At 65.2% G+C, this 20425-nt stretch carries 20 protein-coding genes, 1 pseudogene and 1 riboswitch; of the genes and pseudogenes, 10 read left to right on the top strand and 11 right to left on the bottom strand.

Annotation, left to right across the window (positions count from 1 at the left end):
• Positions 1–5 precede the first annotated feature (5 nt).
• Positions 6–482: a hypothetical protein gene (locus BRSPCE3_RS26840; RefSeq protein ID WP_244069291.1), complete on the bottom strand. Its 477-nt coding sequence runs from the start codon at positions 480–482 to the stop codon at positions 6–8.
• Between the two features lie 166 nt (positions 483–648).
• Here BRSPCE3_RS26840 and BRSPCE3_RS26835 point away from each other — a divergent pair, with 166 nt between their 5' ends.
• From BRSPCE3_RS26835 to BRSPCE3_RS26825, 3 genes are all read left to right on the top strand, one after another.
• Complete coding sequence (locus BRSPCE3_RS26835) at positions 649–948, top strand: hypothetical protein (RefSeq protein ID WP_244069289.1); 300 nt, start codon at positions 649–651, stop codon at positions 946–948.
• A gap of 43 nt (positions 949–991) precedes the next feature.
• The gene (locus BRSPCE3_RS26830) at positions 992–1522 is read left to right on the top strand and encodes a DUF3617 domain-containing protein (RefSeq protein WP_244069287.1); all 531 of its coding nucleotides are present in this window, start codon (positions 992–994) and stop codon (positions 1520–1522) included.
• A 573-nt stretch (positions 1523–2095) separates the two neighbouring features.
• Positions 2096–4366, top strand: a complete 2271-nt coding sequence (locus tag BRSPCE3_RS26825) for a TonB-dependent siderophore receptor (RefSeq protein ID WP_244069286.1) — start codon at positions 2096–2098, stop codon at positions 4364–4366.
• A gap of 68 nt (positions 4367–4434) precedes the next feature.
• On the opposite strand, the gene BRSPCE3_RS26820 is transcribed toward BRSPCE3_RS26825, so the two are convergent.
• From BRSPCE3_RS26820 to BRSPCE3_RS26810, 3 genes are read right to left on the bottom strand one after another with little or no spacing between them, the layout of a single operon-like run.
• The gene (locus BRSPCE3_RS26820) at positions 4435–5820 is read right to left on the bottom strand and encodes an ATP-binding protein (RefSeq protein WP_244069285.1); all 1386 of its coding nucleotides are present in this window, start codon (positions 5818–5820) and stop codon (positions 4435–4437) included.
• A 7-nt stretch (positions 5821–5827) separates the two neighbouring features.
• Positions 5828–6532, bottom strand: a complete 705-nt coding sequence (locus BRSPCE3_RS26815) for a response regulator (protein WP_375709968.1) — start codon at positions 6530–6532, stop codon at positions 5828–5830.
• 20 nt (positions 6533–6552) lie between these two features.
• Positions 6553–7101, bottom strand: coding sequence for a MarR family winged helix-turn-helix transcriptional regulator (locus BRSPCE3_RS26810; protein ID WP_375709962.1), 549 nt, complete (start codon positions 7099–7101; stop codon positions 6553–6555).
• A gap of 329 nt (positions 7102–7430) precedes the next feature.
• Here BRSPCE3_RS26810 and BRSPCE3_RS26805 point away from each other — a divergent pair, with 329 nt between their 5' ends.
• From BRSPCE3_RS26805 to BRSPCE3_RS26785, 5 genes are all read left to right on the top strand, one after another.
• On the top strand, positions 7431–8510 hold the full coding sequence (locus tag BRSPCE3_RS26805; RefSeq protein ID WP_244069284.1) for a branched-chain amino acid aminotransferase: 1080 nt from the start codon (positions 7431–7433) through the stop codon (positions 8508–8510).
• A 212-nt stretch (positions 8511–8722) separates the two neighbouring features.
• Positions 8723–9229: a YegJ family protein gene (locus BRSPCE3_RS26800; RefSeq protein WP_244069283.1), complete on the top strand. Its 507-nt coding sequence runs from the start codon at positions 8723–8725 to the stop codon at positions 9227–9229.
• 72 nt (positions 9230–9301) lie between these two features.
• A complete protein-coding gene (gene hisS / locus BRSPCE3_RS26795; RefSeq protein WP_244069282.1) occupies positions 9302–10816 on the top strand; it encodes a histidine--tRNA ligase in 1515 nt (504 codons plus the stop codon).
• Positions 10817–10929: 113 nt separating this feature from the next.
• Positions 10930–11133 (top strand): tautomerase family protein, encoded by a 204-nt coding sequence (locus BRSPCE3_RS26790; RefSeq protein WP_044538952.1) that lies wholly within the window; start codon positions 10930–10932, stop codon positions 11131–11133.
• 183 nt (positions 11134–11316) lie between these two features.
• Complete coding sequence (locus BRSPCE3_RS26785; protein WP_244069281.1) at positions 11317–11712, top strand: thioesterase family protein; 396 nt, start codon at positions 11317–11319, stop codon at positions 11710–11712.
• A gap of 149 nt (positions 11713–11861) precedes the next feature.
• Here the strand turns inward: BRSPCE3_RS26785 and proC are convergent, their stop codons facing one another.
• Both proC and BRSPCE3_RS26775 read right to left on the bottom strand, forming a co-directional pair.
• Complete coding sequence (gene proC, locus BRSPCE3_RS26780; protein ID WP_244069497.1) at positions 11862–12626, bottom strand: pyrroline-5-carboxylate reductase; 765 nt, start codon at positions 12624–12626, stop codon at positions 11862–11864.
• A gap of 263 nt (positions 12627–12889) precedes the next feature.
• Positions 12890–13390 carry a YbjN domain-containing protein gene (locus tag BRSPCE3_RS26775; RefSeq protein ID WP_016844492.1) on the bottom strand — a complete coding sequence of 167 codons (501 nt, stop codon included), beginning with the start codon at positions 13388–13390 and terminating at the stop codon, positions 12890–12892.
• A gap of 443 nt (positions 13391–13833) precedes the next feature.
• A riboswitch (FMN riboswitch) is annotated at positions 13834–13988 on the top strand.
• A 78-nt stretch (positions 13989–14066) separates the two neighbouring features.
• On the opposite strand from BRSPCE3_RS26775, the gene BRSPCE3_RS26770 reads away from it, so the two are divergent.
• The gene (locus BRSPCE3_RS26770; RefSeq protein WP_244069280.1) at positions 14067–14648 is read left to right on the top strand and encodes a 6,7-dimethyl-8-ribityllumazine synthase; all 582 of its coding nucleotides are present in this window, start codon (positions 14067–14069) and stop codon (positions 14646–14648) included.
• A 109-nt stretch (positions 14649–14757) separates the two neighbouring features.
• The gene (locus tag BRSPCE3_RS26765; protein ID WP_244069279.1) at positions 14758–15564 is read left to right on the top strand and encodes an SDR family NAD(P)-dependent oxidoreductase; all 807 of its coding nucleotides are present in this window, start codon (positions 14758–14760) and stop codon (positions 15562–15564) included.
• 152 nt (positions 15565–15716) lie between these two features.
• On the opposite strand, the gene BRSPCE3_RS26760 is transcribed toward BRSPCE3_RS26765, so the two are convergent.
• The 5 genes and pseudogenes from BRSPCE3_RS26760 to BRSPCE3_RS26740 all read right to left on the bottom strand — a co-directional run bounded on the left by BRSPCE3_RS26760 (position 15717) and on the right by BRSPCE3_RS26740 (position 20403).
• Positions 15717–16670 carry a ribose-phosphate pyrophosphokinase gene (locus tag BRSPCE3_RS26760; protein WP_244069278.1) on the bottom strand — a complete coding sequence of 318 codons (954 nt, stop codon included), beginning with the start codon at positions 16668–16670 and terminating at the stop codon, positions 15717–15719.
• Positions 16671–16849: 179 nt separating this feature from the next.
• A complete protein-coding gene (locus BRSPCE3_RS26755) occupies positions 16850–17464 on the bottom strand; it encodes a hypothetical protein (RefSeq protein WP_244069277.1) in 615 nt (204 codons plus the stop codon).
• A gap of 107 nt (positions 17465–17571) precedes the next feature.
• Positions 17572–18503 (bottom strand): annotated as a pseudogene (locus BRSPCE3_RS26750) (MerR family transcriptional regulator).
• 77 nt (positions 18504–18580) lie between these two features.
• A complete protein-coding gene (gene pgeF, locus BRSPCE3_RS26745; RefSeq protein WP_244069274.1) occupies positions 18581–19348 on the bottom strand; it encodes a peptidoglycan editing factor PgeF in 768 nt (255 codons plus the stop codon).
• Positions 19345–20403 carry a class I SAM-dependent methyltransferase gene (locus BRSPCE3_RS26740; RefSeq protein ID WP_244069496.1) on the bottom strand — a complete coding sequence of 353 codons (1059 nt, stop codon included), beginning with the start codon at positions 20401–20403 and terminating at the stop codon, positions 19345–19347. The genes pgeF and BRSPCE3_RS26740 overlap by 4 nt, the downstream gene beginning before the upstream one ends.
• Positions 20404–20425 lie beyond the last annotated feature (22 nt).

Raw genomic sequence — 20425 nt, 5'->3', positions numbered from 1 at the left:
GGAGATCAGGGCCGGGCGGCCCTGCAGGACGGGTTGTAGGCCCAGTTGCGGTCAAGCCCGGCGACGCACCATTCGACGCCCTGGTCGATGCCGGCAAAGCCGCCGTCCTCGATGATCGAATAGTGCACCTTGCGCACCTTGCCATCGCTCATCAGCGCATCACCCGAGCAATAGCGGCGCGGAATATTGTCGGACTGCCAGGGGCGGAACGCGGTTTCGTGAATTCGGCTGAAGCCGGTGATCACCAGCGGCGAATTCCAGAAAGTGGCTTCCTTCTCGTGGAATTGATCGCTGATGGCGTTCAGCGCCTTTTCGCAGGGCGCCACGTTGCCGTCATAGCGCGGGCCGGACAGCCAAAAATTCAGCTCGAACGGATTGGCGGCCTGGGCGGTGCCCCCGAAAGCCAGCAGGCCGACCACGAGTGCGGCGCCGAGACCAAGCTTTTGGCCGAGTTTGTTGGGGGAGTTGAACAGGTTGCGCATGGGAATCTACCCGAATTTCCGATGCCGCGGACGGTGCCGCGAAGCCCCGGCAAGGTCAAGTGCAGCGCGGCAACACCTGCCGAGAAGTCCACTCTTGGCAGCCGGGTCGTTCTTTTCACGGTCGCCGGCGCACTCTATGTTGGCTCCAAGCGAAATGGAGTCTGCGATGCGAAGGAAATTGGCCGCGTGCCTGGTTGCCGTTTGCGGGATGCTGGCCGTTGGTCCGGCGCAAGCCGACTGGCTGCAGCCGGTACCACCGTTCAAGGGCAACGATACCGGCGGGATCATCGCCTATACGCTCGCGGCCCAGACCGACGCCCGGCAGCTGGCCGTCGATCACTGCGCCTCCTACGGCAAGGTCGTTAAGTTCCTTGCGGTGCAGCGCTATCCGGGCGGCTACATTTCTTTCGCCTGCCGCTGGGTACCCTACGGCTCGGCCCAGAGGCCGGTGCGCACGCTCTACTGAGCGCGCTCCAAATCGTTTAATCGTTCAGCCGGGAGCTCACCGCATGACCCGACAGCTTGCCTTGCTTGGTTCGGCTGTTTGCCTTGTCCTGTCCGCCAGCGCTGCAAGCGCTGTCGACCTGCCGATCCGCAAGGCCGGTCTGTGGGAGATGAAGATGGTGCGGACCGGCGGGCCGATGCCGGAAATCACCATGCAGCACTGCACCGACGAGACCACCGACAAGGAAATGAGCGCGGCGGCCTCGCCGATGGCCAAGGAAATCTGCTCCAAGCAGGACATCCAGAAGACCGCGACCGGCTATGTCAGCGACAGCGTGTGCAGCGTCGCGGGGATGTCGATGCAGAGCCATGCCGAGATCGTCGGCGATTTCAATTCCGCCTACACGGTCAAGAGCACCTCGCATGCCGAGGGCGGCGCAGCCGGCTCGCGCGACACCACGATGACCGTCGAGGCGAAATGGCTCGGCGCCTGCAAGAGCGACCAGAAGCCCGGTGACATCATCATGCCCGGCGGCATGAAGATGAACGTCAAGGACATGGAAAAGCTGAAGGGCCTGTTGCCCAAGCAGAAGTAGGCGCGCAGCGGATTCCGTCGCGGCCGCATATCTAGCTGATGCTTTCTCCGTGATGGCCGGGCTTGTCCCGGCCATCTTGTTTCCGGGATCATCGGTCGCTCGGGTGCACGACGCCGAGGAACGTACAAAGCGCGCGTCTCGCAGCATCGCTGCCACCGGCCGCTCATCCTTCAAAGCAAACTGGATATCGTGCGAGACGTCACGCGCCGGCCGCGCGCAACGCTGCGCATGACCGGACGATACCAACATCGTTGCATGATCGCAGCGTTGTTCGCGTTCGAGCAATTCGAGAGAGCGAGGACGCGCGTCGCATTCGCTGTGCTGCAAGTTTGCTGCGACAACATGTCATTCTTGAATCGCTCAAATGCGCACATCTTGAATCATTCCAGTGTTTCGCTCCGTGTGCGCTTCAAGCAATTCTATTTTGTGCGTGTGGAATTTCGATCATCCCGCCGATAGAAGTCCGCCGCAATCGATGCCCGCTTCACGACGAACGCGCGGTGCGATCGAGATTGCTCTGGGCGTCTGGGGATTTGTTTGGTGGGAATGGCTTCGTATCGGAGCAGGCGCGGCTTGCCTGGATCAACGGCTGCGATCAATGCAGCGTTTCTCGGTTCGGTGATGCTGGTGCCGGTCGGTGCAGGCGTCGCCGGCGCACAAGCGCAAACCAGCGCATCGCAGAACAATGTCAGCGTGCTTCCTGCCGTGACGGTGGATCAACCCGGTGCCGCAAAGAAGCGCAATGCCGCCACCTCCAGTCAGAACACCAGGTCTTCGCGCGCGGTCGCAGCGAGCCGGCGCCGTGCTGCTGCGGTACCCGCACCGAGCCCGGCGCCGCGATCGCAAGGCGCAACGGGCGCGACCGGTGTGACGACCGGCTACGTCGCGACCGGCAGCACCGCCGGCACCAAGACCAACACGGCGCTGATCGAGACGCCGCAGTCGCTTTCGGTCGTCACGCAAAAGGAGCTCAGGGATCGCAATGTTCAGACGCTCAAGGATGCGGTCAGCTACACGCCCGGCGTGACGACCACGGCGTTCGGCTACGATCCCCGGTTCGATAGTTTCTACATCCGTGGTTTCGATGCGACCTATACCGGGATCTATCGCGACGGCCTGCGCCAGGGCGGCGGCAACTTCGCCATTCCCAAGATCGAGCCCTACGGCCTCGACAGCGTGTCGATCCTGCGCGGGCCGGCCTCGGGTCTCTATGGGCTTGGCTCGCCAGGAGGCATCGTGGACGTCACCACCAAGCGGCCGCCGTTGACGCCGTTCGGCGAGGTGCAGCTGCAGGGCGGCACCTACGACCGTTACCAGGGCAGCTTCGATGTCGGCGGCCCGGTGCCCGGCAGCGATCAGTTGTACTACCGGCTGACCGGTCTGCTGCGTGAGGCAAAGACCTGGTATCCCGGCAATGACGACGATCGAACCTACATCGCGCCGGCGCTGACCTGGCGGCCGGATGCCGACACGTCCTTGACCATCCTCAGCGAATATCAAAAGAGCCGGACCGCCGCGAGTATCGGAAATTTCCGTACGCCTGACGGACAGTTGACCAACATCTACTCGAACGATCCGGCGTTCAGCGCGATGGATCAGAAGCAGTACCGCATCGGTTACGCCTTCGAGCACAATGTCGACGACGTCTGGACGGTGCGGCAGAACTTCCGCTTCTACCAGGTGGACGTCGACGCGAGATACACCCAGGTCGATTCGATCGACAGCAGCAGCAATCTCGCATCGCGGTCGGCCTGGCGGATCCTGGACAGCTTCAACACCGTGACGCTCGACAACCAGGCCGAGGCCAAGTTCATGCTCGGCGCGATCAAGAACACGGCGCTGTTCGGCGTCGACTACGGCCACTCCACCTATAACGACAAGATCGGTTACGGACCGGCGCCGGATCTCAATCTCCTGACCATGAACTACGGCGCCCAGGCGATCGCGACGCCGGCGTTCTCGATCTACAACAAGCAGTCGACCGACGAGGTCGGCGTCTACGCGCAGGAGCAGGCCAAGCTCGGCGGGTTCGTCCTGACGCTGAACGGCCGCCAGAGCTGGGTATCGCAGACGACGACGGCGGGTCTCGACGGCGTGCCGTCGACGCAAAAGGCGACCGCCTTCACCGGCCGTGCGGGCCTCGCTTACGTCTTCGACAGCGGCATCGCGCCCTATATCAGTTACGCGACTTCATTCGCCCCGCAGGTCGGCGTCGACGCGTCGGGATCGCCGTTCAAGCCGACCACCGGCGAGCAGAAGGAAATCGGCATCAAGTACCAGATGCCGCAGCTGCCGGTTCTGCTGACCGCCGCGGTGTTCGATATCACGCAAGACAATGTGCTGCGCACCGATCCCGGCAACATGGCGTTCCAGGCCGCAACCGGGCAGGTCGAATCCAAGGGCGTGGAGCTCGAGGCGAAGCTCGCGCTCAAGCAGGGCTTTGATCTCACCGCCGCCTACACCCATCTCAACGTCGTGATCACCCAGGGCAATCCCGACACGACCGGCAATGAGCTCTCGGGCATTCCGAGAAATTCATTCGCCGCGTTCGGCAAGTACACGTTCCAGTCCGGCGCCCCCGAAGGGCTCGGACTCGGCCTCGGCGTTCGCTACATCGGAACCAACTTCGGCAACGACCAGAACACGTTCCAGAATGCCGCGACGACGTTGTTCGACGCCGTGATCGACTACGATCTCGGCAAGCTCGACCGGCGCTTGCTCGGTGCCAGCGCGCGTCTGAACGCGACCAATTTGTTCGACACGCATTTCCAGACCTGCCAGTCCGGCTACTGCTATGCCGGCGAACGGCGTCAGGTCATCGGCACCTTGTCCTATCGCTGGTAGTTCAAGATTGTTGTTCGGACGCGTCTTCTTCACGCGAACCGGGGTCCACTTCGCTCGAAAACGCTGTGTTACACCGGCACCCGCACCACGGCCCGCAGGCCGCCCATCGGGCTTTCGCTGAGCATGATGTCGCCGCCATGCGAGCGGGCGATGTCGCGGGCGATCGCAAGCCCGAGCCCGCTGCCGCCCTCGTCCTGGTTGCGGGCATCGTCGAGCCGCAGGAACGGCTTGAACACTTCCTCGCGCATCGCGGCGGGAATGCCGGGCCCGTCGTCGTCGACCGTGATGTTGAGATAGCGGTGGTCGCGCTGGCCGGTGATCGAGATCGTGTTGGCGTGGCGCGCCGCGTTGGAGACGAGGTTGCCGAGGCAGCGCTTGAACGAGGCCGGCTTCACCGTGACGACCGGCAGGCCGTGGAACGCGACGGTCGCGGTGTGGCCGTGGCGCTCGGCGTCGCTGCGCAGTTCCTCCAGCGCCATCGCCATGTCGGTCGGCTGCGCGACCTCGCCGGAATCGCCGCGCGCGAACGCCAGGTAATCCTCCAGCATCATCGACATCTCGTCGACGTCCTTGCGCATCGCGTCGATCTCCGGGCCTTCGCCGATCAAAGCCAGCTCGAGCTTGAAGCGGGTCAGGATGGTGCGCAGGTCGTGCGACACGCCGGCGAGCATCGCGGTGCGCTGCTCGATCGAGCGCTCGACGCGCGCCTTCATCTCGATGAAGGCCTGCGCCGCGCGCCGCACCTCGCGCGCACCGCGCGGCCGGAAGTTCGGCGCCTCGCGGCCCTTGCCGAAACTTTCGGCGGCATCGGCCAGTCTGAGGATCGGCTTGATCTGATTGCGCAGGAACAGCACCGCGACGATCAGCAGGATCGACGAGGTGCCGACCATCCAGAAGATGAAGATCTCCGAATTGGAGGCGTAGGCCGCGCTGCGCTGGGCGAAGATTCGCATCACGGAATCGTCGAGCTGCACGCGGATCTCGACCAAATTGGACTTGCCGACGGTGTCGATCCAGAACGGACGGCTGATCTGGCGGCCGAGCTGGACCGACAGCGTCTGGTCGAGCAGCGAGAAGAACGGCTTCGGTCCCGGCGGCGGCATGTCTCCGGCAGGAAGGAAATCGACCACGAGCTGCAGCTTCTGGGCGATGTGGCGTAGCTGCGCGCGGTCCTTGTCCTGCGGATAATTCTTGTAGACGTCGATCAGCGCGGCGATGTCGGACACCACCGCGGCCGACAGGCGCCGCGTCACCGTGTTCCAGTGCCGCTCCATGAACACGAACGCCACCACGGTCTGCAGGATCACCATCGGCACGATCATGATCAGTAGCGCGCGGGCATAGAGGCCGGTCGGCATCCAGCTCTTGAACGCGTTGCCCATCCAGCCGTTCGCCTTCGAGACGCGCTGCGAGGCGTTCTTGATCAGGGTAAGGCCGGAGTCGAGCGTGCTCATGCGATGTCTATGGCGAAGCCACCAGGCGATAGCCGATGCCGCGCACCGCCTGCAGGAACAGCGGATTGGCGGGATCGTGCTCGATCTTGCGGCGCAGCCGGTTGATCTGGACGTCGACCGCGCGCTCGTTGACGGTGCCGCCAGAGGTCAGCTCGGCGCGCGGCACGGTCTCGCCGGGGGCGCTCGCGAGGATCCGCAGCATCTCGCGCTCGCGGTCGGTGAGATGGATGATCTCCTCGCCCTGGCGCAGCTCGCTGCGCTCGATGTGGAAGATGTAGGGGCCGAACGCGATCTGCTCGACGGTCACGACCTGCGGCGGCGCGGTGCGCTTGAGGATATTGCCGATGCGCAGCACGAGCTCGCGCGGCTCGAACGGTTTTGCCACATAATCGTCGGCGCCGATCTGCAGGCCCTCGATGCGGGCTTCCGCCTCGTGGCGCGCGGTCAGCATGATGATCGGCACGGTCGAGGAGCTGCGGATGAAGCGCGCGAGATCGAAGCCGTTCTCGCCGGGCATCATCACGTCGAGGATGAGCAGGTCGAAATGCAGCCCGAGCAGCTTGGCGCGCGCGTCGGTGGCGCTCATGGCCGTCGTGACCCGGTAGCCCTCGCCGGAGAGAAAGCGCGACAACAGGTCGCGAATGCGCCGGTCGTCGTCGACCAGCAGAAGATGCGGCGCGTCATCGGCCGGCTCGACCGGCGCCCGCATCATGGTTGCAGCCTGCACCAGGTTCACTCCCTTGTTTTTCGGCCACCGCCGAAGATCGCTTCGAGCACCTTGTCGGGATCGTCGCGGTCGATCATCGCGCGGAGGAACTGGCGGACCGTCTCGACCCCGGCCGGATCGATGCCGGCGATCGCGCGGTTGATGCGATCGGTCTGCAGCCCTGCGAGCTTGGCGACCAGCGCCTCGCCCTTCGGCGTGGCGTAGAGCAGGCGCTGCCGGCGGTCGTTGTTGCCGGTCTTCTGCACGATGTAGCCTTCGTCGAGCAGCTGCTTGAGCACGCGCCCGAGCGACTGCTTGGTGATGCGCAGGACGTCGAGCAGGTCGGCGACCTTCAGGCCGGGATAGCGGGTGACGAAATGGATGACGCGGTGGTGCGCGCGGCCGAAACCGAACGCCTCCAGCTCCTGGTCGGCGTCACCGACAAAGTCGCGGTAGGCGAAGAACAAGAGTTCAATGATGTCCCAGCGTAGGTCGCGTGCGCCCGCCGCGGGAGCGTGGTCATCTCCCTGCGAATCGGGCTTGGCAGCCATGCCTGAGAAATTTATGTCAGTCATATTGACGTATCTTGGGTTCAATGTTACAAAACTGCCTGTCACGACGAAACATTAGGTCGTTTTGTCCTCGACAGCGTTTGAATCGGCCTGAAAGAGCCTGTGAGGCGGTTTGGGCCGCAAATTGGACTACCGTGCGATTGTCGAGCGGCATTTCGGCAAACATACTGGACTTCAGCACTCCGCAAAAGCATGTCTCAACGGCATGTTGGCGATGGAAACCGGCCGGGTTGCCGGCTGTGGTGAGGTCCGGGCCAGCCGAGCCTGATGGCTCCGGGGAAACAGGCCGGCGCCCGATATGGCGCCGGTTCCGACAGCGGAAAGCAAGAACAATGACTTTGAAATTCGACATCCAGCCTTCGCCGAATGCGACATCCGACAAGGATCGCGCGGCGAAGCTCGTGGACCCGGGCTTCGGCCGTGTCTTTACCGATCACATGGCGATCGTGCGCTACAGCCAGGGCAAGGGCTGGCACAGCGCCCGTGTCGAGGCCCGCGCCAATTTTCCGCTCGATCCGGCCGGCGCGGTGCTGCACTACGCCCAGGAAATTTTCGAAGGTCTCAAGGCCTACAAGCGTGACGATGGCGGCGTGAACCTGTTCCGCCCCGACGCCAATGCGCGCCGCTTCCGCGATTCGGCCGAGCGCATGGCGATGGCGCCGCTGCCCGACGAAGTGTTCATCGAGGCGGTCGAGCAACTGGTGCGGATCGATCGCGCCTGGATCCCGGGCGGCGAGGGCAGCCTGTATCTGCGGCCCTTCATGATCGCGAGCGAGATCTTCCTCGGCGTCAAGCCGTCGGCCGAATACATCTTCTCGGTGATCGCCTCGCCGGTCGGCTCCTATTTCAAGGGCGGCCCTGCGCCGGTGTCGATCTGGGTGTCGGAGAATTACACCCGCGCCGCGATCGGCGGCACCGGTGGCGTCAAGTGCGGCGGCAATTATGCCGCGAGCCTGCGTGCGCAGGCCGAGGCGATCGAGCGCGGCTGCGACCAGGTCGTGTTCCTCGATGCGGTCGAGCGCCGCTACATCGAGGAGCTTGGCGGCATGAACATCTTCTTCGCGTTCGAAGACGGCTCGCTCTCGACGCCTCCGCTCGGCACCATCCTGCCCGGCATCACCCGCGACTCGATCATCGCGCTTGCCAAGGATGCTGGCACGCGCGTGCGCGAGGAGCCCTACACGATCCAGCAATGGCGCACTGACGCCGCCAGCGGCAAGCTGAAGGAGGCGTTCGCCTGCGGCACCGCGGCCGTGATCTCGCCGATCGGCAAGGTGTGCTCGGCGAGCGGCGACTTCCAGATCAGCGGCGGCGTCGCCGGCCCGGTCGCGATGGGGCTGCGCAAGCAGCTGGTCGACATCCAGTATGGTCGCACCAACGACCCGCATAACTGGATCCGAAACGTCGCCTGACGCGCAAGCGGTTCCACTGCTGACTTCGATTTGGCGCCTCTTCCTTTGCAAAGGAAGAGGCGCTTTCGCTTTGGAACTCCAGCAAGCACGCAGACGCTTCGCCTCGGTCGTCATTTTTCCGTGTTGTCGGCCGTCATCGCATGAACGGCCTGCCGCGAGCGCGCGACAAAGTCTCGCCTCCGCTTCCAACAATCCCCCATTTGCGTGATGACATGACCAAAACTCCCGTAGCTCGTCTGACCTGTGCCGTGCTGATCGCGGCTGCATGTGCGCTCGCCGGAACCAACACCGCCCGCGCCGAGGACCGCTCGCCGGTGATCGATGTCCGCACCGCCGACCCGGAGATGAACGCCGCCATCGGCCATGCGCGCGAGACCCTTTCGGCGTTCTGGGCCTCCTACGAGGCGCCGAAGCCCTCGGAGACCCAGCACTCGCTCAAGGTCCGCTTTCCGACCCATCGCAACGAGGGCGAGCACATCTGGCTGCGCGAAGTGAAGAAGCTACCCAATGGCAGTTATTCGGGCCGGTTCGCCAACCAGCCGCGCGACTTGCCGGGCAAGCGGGCCGGCGACCTCGTCGAATTCAAGGAGGCCGACATCTCCGACTGGATGTTCATGCGCAACGGCAAAATCGTCGGCGGCGAGACCATCAAGCCGCTGTTGAAATCGATGCCGAAGGCCGACGCCGACGCCCTGCGCGCGCGGATGGAGCAGCCCTGAGGGCCGGCGTTTTGGCCGCGGCGGGGCGCAGAGCGGGTTGCCGCTTTGCGCGTCCACTGATAAATGCCGCCAATGGCCGAGAAACCCAAAAAACCCCAGAAACTGAAGGCGCGCCTGCCGCGCGGACTGGAAGATCGCGGCCCGGCCGCGATCAATGCCACGCGGGCGATGGTCGAGAAGATCCGCGCCGTCTATGAGCTCTACGGCTTCGAGCCGGTCGAGACACCGGCGATGGAATATACCGACGCGCTCGGCAAATTCCTGCCCGACCAGGACCGTCCCAACGAGGGCGTGTTCTCGTTCCAGGACGATGACGAGCAGTGGATCTCGCTGCGCTACGACCTGACCGCGCCGCTGGCGCGCTATGTCGCTGAGAATTTCGACGCGCTGCCGAAGCCGTACCGGTCGTACCGGTTCGGCTATGTCTTCCGCAACGAGAAGCCCGGTCCCGGCCGCTTCCGCCAGTTCATGCAGTTCGACGCCGACACGGTTGGCTCGGCGACGCCGGCGGCCGACGCCGAGATCTGCATGATGGCGGCCGACACGATGGAAGCGCTCGGGATTCCGCGCGGCTCCTATGTCGTGAAGGTGAACAACCGCAAGGTGCTCGACGGTGTGCTCGAGGCGATCGGTCTCGGCGGCGACGACAACGCAGGCCGCAGGCTCACCGTGCTGCGCGCGATCGACAAGCTCGACAAGTTTCCCGCCGACGAGGTTCGCAAGCTGCTTGGCCCCGGTCGTTGGGATGGCGGCGAAGAGGGCAAGGGCGACTTCACCAAGGGCGCCGAGCTGAGCCCGGCGGATGCCGATATCGTGCTGGCCGTCACGCAGCAGCGCGCGGATTGGCGCGAGGCCATTGCCGCGGCGGAGACCTATCTGGCGAAGAGCGAAGTCGGGCGGGCCGGCGTGAGCGAACTCGAAGAGATCGCCAAGCTGGTCGCGGCGTCCGGCTACGGCGCCGATCGCATCCGCATCGATCCGACCGTTGTTCGCGGCCTCGAATATTACACCGGCCCGGTCTACGAAGTTGAGCTGCTGCTCGACACCAAGGACGAGAAGGGCCGCCCGGTGCGGTTCGGCTCGGTCGGCGGCGGCGGCCGCTATGACGGCCTGGTCTCGCGCTTCCGCGGCGAGCCGGTGCCGGCGACCGGCTTCTCGATCGGCGTCTCGCGGTTGCAGGCCGCGCTAACGATGCTCAGCCAGCTCGATACCCAGGCCGCGTTCGGCCCCGTCGTCGTCACCGTGTTCGACCGCGATCGCGTCGCCGACTATCAGAAGATGGTCGCGCAGCTGCGCCAGGCCGGCATCCGCGCCGAGCTTTATCTCGGCAATCCGAAGAACATGGGCAACCAGCTCAAATATGCCGATCGTCGCAACTCGCCCTGCGTGATCATCCAGGGCTCGGATGAGAAGGCGCGCGGCGAGGTGCAGATCAAGGATCTGATCGAAGGCGCCAAGGCTGCGGCCGCGATCGCCTCCAACCAGGAATGGCGCGAAACGCGCCCGGCGCAATTCTCCTGCGCCGAGGCCGATCTGGTCGCCAAGGTCCGCGAGGTCTTGGCGCGGCATGACGTGGCGTGGGGATAGCTGGTTTGCCATGCGCGGGCTTGACCCGCGCAGCCATCTTCAAAAAGATGGCGCGCCCGCCGGACCGGCAGATGATCGGTTTGCGCGTCAACGACAACCAGGGAGTTATTCCGATGCCTGAGATCACCGTGAGCATGGCCGCCGGCCGCACCGACGAGCAGAAGGCCGGCATGATGCGCGACATCACCCAGGCGCTGGTGAAGAACCTCGGCGTCGACGCTGATGCCGTCGTGATCCAGATCAACGAAGCGCCGCTGCATCACAAGATGAAGGGCGGCAAGACCTTCGTCGAGCGCGCCGCTGCGGCGAAGAAATAGCCCCCATCTCTCCACGGGTCGTCCTTGCCTTGTGCGCAATTGCGCACTGAAGCAGGGACCCATAACCACCGATGCCGGTTCTTACGCTCGCTGGAGCCCCAGCCTTCGACCAATTGATATCCGTGGTTATGGGTCCCGGGTCGCGCTTCACTTGCCCGGGACGACATCTGTTTTGAGGCACCCATGGACGCACGCGATTTCATCACCATCGGCATGAGCGCCGAGCGCATGCTCGTGGTGCCGCCGGAGCGCACCGTCGGGCATTTCGTGCCGGGCATGCCGATGGTCTATGCGACGCCGATGATGATCCTCGAGATGGAGATGGCGTCAGGCGATGCGATCCGCGCCGCGTTGCAGCCCGGCTGGGTCACCGTCGGGACCGAGGTCGATATCCGTCATCTCGCCGCTGCCCTGGTCGGGGCTACGGTGCGGACCACCGCAAAGGTGATCGCGGTCGAGCGCCGCGTGATCCGCTTCGAGGTCGAAGCCTTCGAGGGCACGCGCAAGCTCGGCGAAGGCCGCCACGCCCGCGGCCTGATCAATGTCGAGAGTTTTAACAAGCGGCTCGGGGCGACGTAGCCCGCATACTCCACGTCATCCTGAGGTGCGAGCGGAGCGAGCCTCGAAGGATGGGCCACAGGCCGTGCACCCTTCGAGGCTCGCTGGCGCGAGCGCCTCCAGCGACAAAGGCGAAGCCTTTGCGCGGGGGTGACGGGTTTGTTAGAGTGCTACTTCGCCAATTCCTTTGAGCGCCTTGTCGCCGCGGCGATCGCGCGGGTCATCAGCGGCTGCATCCCATCGCTCGCCATCAGCACCTCGAGTGCGGCCGCCGTGGTACCGCCGGGCGAGGTGACGTTCTGCCGCAGGGTTACCGACGGCAGATCCGAGCGATGCAGCAATTCGCCGGAGCCGGCGACGGTCGCGCGCGCCAGCGTGGTCGCAAGCTGCTCGGGCAGGCCGGCCGCGACGCCGGCGCGGGCGAGCTCCTCGGCGAGCAGGAAGACATAGGCCGGGCCGGAGCCGGAGACCGCGGTCACCGCGTCCATCAAGCCTTCATCGTCGACCCATTCGACCAGCCCGGTCGCCTTCAGCAGCGCATCGGTCATCGCGCGCTGCGCGGCAGTGACACGCGCTGACGGCACGGCGACCGTGATGCCGCGGCCAATCGCCGCCGGTGTGTTCGGCATCGCGCGCACCACCGCGCCGCCGACCACTTCTTCCAGCGCTGACATCGTCGTGCCAGCCATGATCGAGACCACGAGCGTCGACGGACCGACGAGCGCCTTCAGCGCCGCGCCGGCGTCGCGGAACGATTGCGGCTTCACCGCGACGACCAGCGTGTCGACGGTGCCGAGCTCCGCCGCCTGCGGGTTGAGCCGCACGCCCTTGGCGGCGAGCGCGGAAATCTCCGGCGAGAGATACGGATCGATCACCGCGACACGCGCGGGCGCAAGACCCTGCGCGAGCCAGCCGGTCAGCATGGCGCCGCCCATCTTGCCCGCGCCCGCAAGCGCGATGGTGCCGGTGGTGTTTTTTAGTGCGCTGCTTGTGTTCACGGCTGGCTCCGCAAATTCTCACGTCGTCCCGGCGAAGGCCGGGACCCATAACCACAGCCGGTTCTAGTGAGACGAGCGATCAGCCACAAGCAGTTTGCCTAAACTCCGTGGCCGCGGAGTATGGGTCCCGGCCCCCGTGCGCAATTGCGCACTAGGCCGGGACGACACCGAATTTGGGGGGAGCCGCTGAAGCGAAACGCTTACGCCTCGCCCTCGGTGTCGAACATCGCAGCCGCCATCGCTTCGGCGGTCGACTTGCCGGCCCACACCACGAACTGGAACGCCGGATAGTAGCGTTCGCAGGCGTGGATCGCGTTGACCACCATGGCCTCGCATTGCGCGGTGGACGCAGTGAGCCCGCCGGGCAGTACCAGCGCCTGACGATGCATCACCATGCCGGTGTGGGTCCACAGATCGAAATGGCCGACCCACAATTGTTCGTTGATCGCGGCGACCAGCCGCTGCACCTCGGCGCGGCGCGCCTGCGGCATCTTCATGTCGAAGGCGCAGGCAAGATGCAGCGCCTCGATCTCTCCCATCCAGGTGAAGGAGAGCTGATAATCGATCCAGTCTCCCTTGGAGACGATCGTCACCTCGTCTTCGCCGGAACGCTCGAACGCCCAGTTGTTGTCGGTGGCGATATCCTCGACCACCGCAAGCGGGTTGTTCCGGGAATCGATAATGCTTTCGAGGAGGGACATGCCGTCTCGGACCTTGTTCTTATGATCGCTTGATACGCACACGGAAGCCGGCACTTGCGACATACTGCGTCGTGGCCGAGTACAGCTCCTGATGTGGGCTTCCGGATGCCCCTGGACCTGACGCCGATGAAGTGATGTGATTTGCGGAATCCGCGCAACCGCACGCCGAGTCCGTCCACAGCCAAAGCGCGCATCGTCCACAGCTGATCTCCGCCACACTTGTGATTTTGCGAACAAATCGGAATCTCCGCGTTCGAGTAACGATTTGTTAACCATTTGCAGGCGTTTCGCCGCACGCGTGAATCAGCCTCCGGGCGCTCGCATCGCCCCCGCAAGGGCCGCAACGCGCTCATGGGGACATGCTGTTTGCCCATGCCAAAGGCCTTGCCCGGCTGTCGCGCTTTGGTCATATTTCGTCTCAGGCGCGTCCATCCCGGGCGTGCCGATGTTCTCAGGGCGGGGTGAAAATCCCCACCGGCGGTAAAGGGCGATGAGCCCAAGCCCGCGAGCGCCTTGTTCCGCGAAGCCGGAAAAAGGGTCAGCAGATTCGGTGCAATTCCGAAGCCGACGGTTACAGTCCGGATGAAAGAGAACGGTTGCGGCAGCCGACGCGATTTTCGCGTGGGCTCGTGTCGTTGTCCGTGTGCCCTGATTCTGGTCCTGAAAGAGGAAAGCCATGAATCAGATGTTGCAAGACCAAGACGTCCAAGCTTCTCAAGCCCACACCTCCCAGACAGAAAGCGTTCCCGATACGCCGGCCAGTCCGCCGACGCCGGAGCATCCGCATTTTGCCAAGCCGCAGCGCGTTGCCTTCGTGCAATCGTCCTGGCACCGCGATGTGGTGGAAGAGTGCCGCATCTCGTTCCTGAAGGAGATCGAGGCGCGCCACATCACCAATGTCGATGTGTTCGAGGTGCCGGGTTCGTTCGAGATCCCGCTGCACGCGCAGCTGCTGGCGAAGACGCGCCGCTACACCGCGATCGTCGCCGCCGGGCTCGTCGTCGATGGCGGCATCTACCGCCACGAATTCGTCGCGGACACCGTGATCAAGGCGCTGATGGATGTGCAGCTGCGCACCGAGGTGCCGGTGTTCTCGGCGGTGTTGACGCCGCAGCAATTCCACGAGACCGAGGTGCATTACGACTTCTTCCGCAAGCACTTCGTGATCAAGGGGATCGAGGTCGCGGAGGCCTGCGCCAACACGCTGCACAGCCTCGAGCGATTGCGCGGCCAGGTCGCGGCGGGGATTCCCGGCTAGCTCAAGGCCCAACGCAAAAGCTGCTCCGGCATGCGTGCCGGGGTCGCTCTCGCCGCCCGCGTGTTCGGTTATGCTTGCCGGCATAAATCAGAACGCGCGGGAGGCGCTCATGACCGAACAACATTCCTCCGACTGGCTCGGCCTCTCGGGCCGCGTTGCCGTCGTCACCGGCGGAGGCGGCGGCATCGGCCGTGCCACCGCGGTCAGTTTTGCGCGCGCCGGCGTCAAGGTCGCCGCGCTCGATCGCGACGAACGCGGGCTTGCCGAGACCAAGGCAAAGCTGCGCGAGTTCGGCGACGGCCATCTCGTCGCAACATGCGACACGACCAGCGAGGACAACGTCGCGGCCGCCGCTGACGCCGTCGGGCGCGCGCTCGGTTCTTGCGACATCCTGGTCAACACCGCCGCCGTGCTGCGCCCTGGCGGGCTCGACACGCTGCCGCTCGCCGAATGGAACGCGGTGCTCGCGATCAATCTCACCGGCTATTTCATCTGCGCGCAGGCATTCGGCCGCCAGATGCGTAAAGCGCGCGGCGGCAGCCTGATCCACATCGCCTCGATCGCCGCCAGCAACGCGCAAGGGCAGAGCGGCGCCTACAGCGTCGGCAAGGCCGCCGTCGTGATGCTCTCGCAGCAGCTCGCCGCCGAATGGGGACCGCACGGCATCCGCAGCAATGTGGTCAGTCCGGGCCTCGTCGTGACGCCGATGAGCCAGGCGTTCTACGACACGCCCGGGGTCACCGAGCGGCGCACCGCCGTGGTGCCGATGCGCCGGATCGGCGCGCCGCAGGACATGGCGGATGCGACCCTGTTCCTGGCGAGCGATCGCTCGTCCTACATCAATGGTGAGGAGATCATCGTCGATGGCGGCTATGCGCGGACGCTGATGAGCCACGTGCCGCGGCCGGGGTTTTGACGAAGCAGCCGCCGCATATTCAGTGTCGTCCCGGCGCAGGCCGGGACCCATAACCACGAATTTGTATTGGCTTACAACGCTGGAGCCACAGCCCGCGCAACGACCCAGGCTGTGGTTATGGGTCCCGGCTTCCGCCGGGACGACAGTGGGGCTTAATCGAACAGGCTCGAGACCGACTCTTCCGCCGCGGTGCGGCCGATCGCTTCGGCGATCAGGCCGGCGATCGAGATCTGGCGGATGTTCGGCGCCTTGTTGACGGCTTCCGTCGGCAGGATCGAGTCGGTGATGACCAGCTCCTTCAGGCGCGACGAGGCGATCCGCGCGGCGGCGCCGCCGGACAGCACGCCGTGGGTGATGTAGGCCGAGACCTCCTTGGCGCCGTGCGCGATCAGCGCCTCGGCCGCGTTCACCAGCGTGCCGCCGGAATCGACGATGTCGTCGACCAGGATGCAGTTGTAGCCGGCGACGTCACCGATCACGTTCATCACCTCGGACTCACCGGGGCGCTCGCGGCGCTTGTCGACGATCGCGAGCGGGGTGTTGATGCGCTTGGCGAGGCCGCGGGCACGCGCCACGCCGCCGACGTCGGGCGACACCACCATCACCTTGGCGAGGTCGAACTTCTCCTTGATGTCGCGCACCATCAAGGGTGCTGCGAAGAGGTTGTCGGTCGGGATGTCGAAGAAGCCCTGGATCTGGCCGGCGTGCAGGTCGAGCGTCATGACGCGGTCGATGCCGGCGTGCGAGATCAGGTTGGCGACGAGCTTCGCCGAGATCGGGGTGCGCGAGCCGGACCGGCGATCCTGCCGGGCGTAGCCGAAATACGGCACCACCGCGGTGATGCGGCGCGCCGAGGAACGGCGCAGCGCGTCGGTGATGATCAAGAGTTCCATCAGATTGTCGTTCGCCGGAAACGACGTCGACTGCAGGATGAACATGTCCGAGCCGCGGACGTTCTCCTGGATCTCGACGAAGATCTCCATGTCGGCGAAGCGCCGGACCACGGCCTTGGTCAACTCGATGCCAAGTCCCTTGGCGATGTCCTGCGCCAGCGCAGGATTGGAGTTGCCGGCGACGAGCTTGATTGATCCGTTCTTTGCCGACATCGATGCTTCCCCCCGCGCCTTGCTGGATACGACGTTCAGCATCTCAAGTCCTTACAGAACCGGCGGGTTTTCGGTGCGCGAGGGAATATCAGGCAGGCGGCTCGGATGGCAACCCATTAGCCCGCCTCGACTGCGGTTTTCCTGGGCAAAAAACGCCTTTCCCCGGGAGATACCGGGGGTTAGTTGGCGGAATAGCTGAGCGCCACGGTCTCCGGCGCGGCCGGGGCGCTGACCATCGCGGGTCCTCGGAGCTCGGGGGCCGGGGCGGGCGCCGGGCCATCGGCCGGGCCGCCATTGATCATGCCGGACAGGCCGCTGAGGCCGGCCTGGGCGATCTTGCGCAGCACCAGATCGTCGGCGGCGGCCCAGGCGTCGCGGCCGGCCTTGCCGGCGGGCTCCTCGCCGGAGAGCCGCAGAGCCCGTTGCTGGTTGCTGTCGTAGACGTCCCACACCCACGCGATCACGGTGCGGCCGCGCACCACCTGCGCCGACAGATAGCTGCGCACGCGATAGGCGGCGGTGCCCTCGCGCGACACGATCGACAGGCTGCGCAGCTTGGATTCGCTGTCGAGCACGCCCACCATGCGGTCGAACACCTGGGGGGGCGGGCCGTCGATCGATTCGAACGCGACGGTTGCGCCGCCGCTCGCCGGCGTGGCCATTGCGTAGGAGTCGGCGACGTTGCCGCCGGCCGCGCAGCCGCCAAGGGTGCATGCGATCGCCAGCCATCCGGCTGCGATCGCGGCACGCACGACTGTCCCAGTTTGAAACTGGTGGTTTGACGCTTCCCTCATTGCGTCCTGCGATATCGTTAAAATGGCTTAACGTCTAGGGCAGGACGGCCACAGCGCTTAACAGTCGACCGGTCGGCCGCGGCGCGGGGACAGGATCGAATTCCTCGTCAGTCAGCGAGATGATGCCGCATGGCATCGACGATCCAGGCCCATTCCCGGTTTGGGCTGCTGTCGGGCCGCTGCCCCCGCATGATAGCGACCAATTCCCAATACCGTGCGGCGCGGTCGTCATGCTGGGCGTATTTGGCGCGAAGCCAGTTGCGGAAATCCAGGTCGGGCTGCCGGCCCATCAATCGGGCCGAGGCTTCCAGCCATCGTCGCGCGATCGCGCTGCCGTTGTCAGACGTTGGTTCGAGCCCGTCGTCGATCGCCTGCTTTGCCTCGCGCACGATGGCGTCGCTCGCAGCCCGCAGGCCTCCATATCGAAGGCGTCGCGATCCCAGGCGTCGCTGGCATTGGCGCGCATGTTGGCGACAAAGGATGGATCGTCGAGAATCGCGGAAAGCTCGATCCAAGCATCGCATTGCTCGGGTGTCGGCTCGTCGGGTAATTCCGGCACCGTCGTCTCGATCATCTGCCGTACCCATTTCCGATCGATGTTGATGCCATCGGACACTTTCTCGAAGAAGCTTTCGACGACGTTGCGGCGCTCGGCGCGGGACAGCTGCGTCATGGTCAGGAATCTCCTCAAATCTGCTTCGGTGAGTTGCGGTGAGCGCAACGCAGCCCGCAGCGCCGAGGCGACCCGGCGCTGCGCCGCGATCTCCGCTTCCAGCGTTTCGAGGCGGAGCTTCAGTGCCTCGACCAGCGAGAGCTCCTTGGAAAGGACCTCACGGATGGCGTCGAGACCGAGCCCCGCATCGCGCAGGCAGCGGATCAGGTCGAGGCGGACCAACTCGTCGTCGGTGAAGACGCGATAGCCGCTCGCGGTGCGGCCGGCCGGCGGCAGCAACCCCTGGTCCGAATAGAAGCGGAGCTTGCGGACACTGATTCCGCTGAGCCGCGCCGCCTCGCCGATGCTGTAGGTGCGTTGTGTCATGCGCCGCTTGTCCGGCCTCCAGCAGGTGGAGAGTCAAGACGCTTGTCGCACAAAAATGAGGAGGACGCCGCCCGGCGTCAGCCTTCCAGCGCAATGGCGTGAACGAGCCGGCCGTAATCGGCTTCCTTGCGGTGCACGGAGCGGCGGTAGCTGAAGCAGCGCTCGTCGGAATAAGTGTCGATGCCGAGATCGTCGATCATCAGCACGCCGGCATTTTCCAGCCGCATCCGGATGAAGCCGGCGAGATCGAACATCGCATGTCCGTCGCGTTCGGCAGGCATGAAGAACATGCCGTTCTCCGCGTCGGCCTCGATGAAGCGTTCGACGAATTCGTTGCCGACTTCGTAGGACTCCTTGCGGATCAGCGGGCCGATCGCGGCGACGATGCCGCCGCGCTCGGCGCCGAGCTTTTCCATCGCATCGATGGTCGATTCCAGCACGCCGGTCAGCGCGCCCTTCCAGCCGGCATGCGCCGCGCCGATCACCCGCGCATTGGGATCGACGAACAGGATCGGGCCGCAGTCGGCCGTCGTGACCGAGATCGCAAGCCCTTCGGTGCGCGTGACGAGTGCGTCCGCCTTCGGACGGGGCGCGCCGTTCCACGGGCTGTCCACCACGACGACGTCGGGCGAGTGCACCTGATGCACGCTGATCAAATGGTCGAGCGGCACCCCGAGCTGCTCCGCCATCCGCCGCCGGTTCTCCGTGACCCTGGCCGGATCGTCGCGCGAGCCGAGCCCACCATTGAGGCCGGCATAGATGCCGTGCGAGACGCCGCCCTCGCGCGAGAAGAAGGCATGGCGCAGGCCCGGAATGGCCGACAGCAGCGATGATCCCAAGGTCATTGTTCGGTCTCGTCAGGCTGATCGCTGAGGCCAGCGATCGTGGTGAGATGCGGATTGGAGACGGCGATCGTCTTGAACATCGAGCCCATCCCGCCACGGCCGGAATCGGTCAGGCGTTTCAGCGCGCCGGCGACGTCGGCGGAGACCTCGGGGCTTGCCTTCGCCATCAGCCCGGCGGCGCGCGCCTCGACGCCGAGGCGCTTGAGGAAGTCGCCCTGCGTCGCCGGCCCGTGGACGCGGGCGCCGACATCTTCGGCGGCGCGGGCCAGGGCCTGGAAATCGACATGCGCCGTGACGTCGGCCTGTCCCGGGTTCTTCAGCGGATCGGCGAAGCTGTGGCGCGCGATCGCCTGGAAGGTGTCGCCGGCGTCGCTGCGCAAATGGCCGTAATCGATGATCAGCGCGGCGCCGTCCTGGTCGCGCACCCGCGTGGCGAGCTTCATGATCTCGTTGTCGGGCCGCCATTCGAACACCGCGCCGAGCGGGGCGGCGCGCACCAAAGGCGGCAGCAACACCTCGAAATGCGGCGTCGGCTCGGAGGCGGGCGCGAAATACAGGTTGCCATTGGCATCCATCCCGACCGTGCGCTCGTGCCAGCCGGTCTCGCGGCGGACCATCTGGTGGATCGGCAGCACATCGAAATATTCGTTGGCCAGGATCACCGCCGGCCCCTCGGGCACGTCGTCGATGCTGTCGTGCCAGGTGATGTTGCGCACGCCGGTCAGCGTGGCGTACTGCTTCTCGCGCAGCACCGGATTGACCTCGACGAGGTGGATGCTGAGCGACTGGTAGAGCGGCGGCAGCACGCGCAGCGCACGCAGCGCATCCGACATCATGGTGCCGCGGCCGGGCCCGAGCTCGATCAGGCGGAGCGTCTCCGGCGAGCCGATCGCGCGCCAGATCGAGGCGCTCCATAGCCCGAGCAGCTCGCCGAACATCTGGCTGACCTCGGGCGCGGTGGTGAAATCGCCCTCGCGGCCGAGCGGATCGCGCGACAGGTAATAGCCGTACTGCGGATGCATCAGGCACAATTCCATGTAGCGCCAGACCGGCATCGGCCCGGACAGCTTGATCAGC

The sequence above is a fragment of the Bradyrhizobium sp. Ce-3 genome, from assembly GCF_022835695.1.
Taxonomy (GTDB): domain Bacteria; phylum Pseudomonadota; class Alphaproteobacteria; order Rhizobiales; family Xanthobacteraceae; genus Bradyrhizobium.
The sequence above is the reverse complement of the archived record's forward strand: the minus strand, read 5'-3'. Positions and strand labels throughout refer to the sequence as shown.